Annotated in this window: 1 protein-coding gene; it reads right to left on the reverse strand. The window is 33.2% G+C overall.

The features are described 5' to 3' along the window. Positions 1–522: 522 nt before the first annotated feature. Positions 523–1561 (reverse strand): DUF6805 domain-containing protein (locus tag ACR2F7_RS12450; RefSeq protein ID WP_432713881.1); only part of this gene is annotated, 1039 nt, incomplete at its 5' end.

Here is a 1561-nt window from a genome sequence, read left to right on the forward strand (position 1 = left end):
TAGGCTGGGAAATTTAGGGCATACTTCTGCCCCTCATCATTTTTTAGATAATGTTTAAAGGTTATAATTTTGATAGTTTGAGAAATATTTTTGACGCTACTTACCAGTAGATCAATAGAATTGATTTATAATTCGGTAAAATAATTATAGGGGAATAGTGTATACTTCTTGTCCATACTTAAGATTTTTTAGTTAGATTTTTTTGAGAAGTTATATTTGGTTAGCTATTACTAATATAAGAATTTTTAGATATAGAACATAAAAGTTACATAACTTTATTATAAAACATAATCAACTGTTTTTCAGTGATTTAAAATACATAAATTCAATCATTTATACTGAAATCAACTTTTTACTTGCTAAAATTCAAAAATAACAAGGCTTGAATCACAATTATAAATGTTAAATAGACATTTAAATAATTGATGATACGGTTACCTCATCTTATAAAATAATCCAACAAAAGAAATTTATATCATCATGCTAAAAGGCTGTAATATTATTGGAGGTGTAATATATACACTATTCTTTTACAAGGAGTCTGACTTCATAAATACGAGCTGTTTGAGAGCCTGTAGCTGCTTGAAAACTAAGTTTCATTTTTTTTGGCGACGTGCCTATAGCACTTGCTGGTATAGGATAATCAATAAAGTAAAATTCTTTGTTTTGCTTTTGCAAGACTACATTCGAAATGAGCTTGTCATTAATTAAAATATTAAAATCACTGGGTTCCTGTTCTCCATGAAAAGTTAAACGCAGAATTTTAGCTTTGTCAGTAGAATACTTCAATTGGTAGCCAAATGATTTTAATGCCTTGCGAAAATGCCTGTCTTTAAACACGCCACTGGTACTGCCATCTCCTTCAAAGGAATGATCTGATTCAGGTTGCTGTTCACCCGGATAGACAAGATCCTGTGTAAGCAGCGCTAATTTTTCTGCAGCTTCTTCGGCTATCTTTAGTTTTTCTTTAAAGGCGTTATAACTATTGGAGTTTTCAGTTCTCCAATAAATGATGTACCTGGAATCATGTAATTTATAAAAAGGAATAAGCTCCATACCTTTATACTGATCAGGGTAAATCAGGTTTGAAGCGGAGAAAGTCAATTTTTTACCTTGTACCTGGTTAATTTGTCGGTCATAATTTTGGTCATCATTGACAAAAACAGGCATTGATTGCAATGGATATTGTTTACCGTTTGCAATATGAGCCATCCTGCTTGAGTCGGCAAAAAGCCCGGGCATATTCAATGTATCTGTTTTAGCGGCAAGCAAAATAGGTCCCCGCAATACAGCAACGTAGTTAGAACCATCAGGCAAACGTTCAGTGGTTGTCTGCATGGGTAAACTAATTTTGATTTGATCTCCTTTTTTCCAAAGCCTTTTGATGGCAACATATTCTCCTGGGGAGGATGCAATCTTCACAAGTTGACCATTAACCCAAACTTTAAGTTCCTTATTTTGAACCCATTTAGGATAACGGATGTTGATGGTATAAACTTTAGCTTTACCTGAATCAATGCTGATTGTGGTATGATCTGCTTCGGGAAAATCTGTTAGTTGT

Origin of the sequence: Pedobacter sp., from assembly GCF_045628745.1 — a bacterium.
In the GTDB taxonomy this organism is placed as follows: Bacteria; Bacteroidota; Bacteroidia; order Sphingobacteriales; family Sphingobacteriaceae; genus Pedobacter.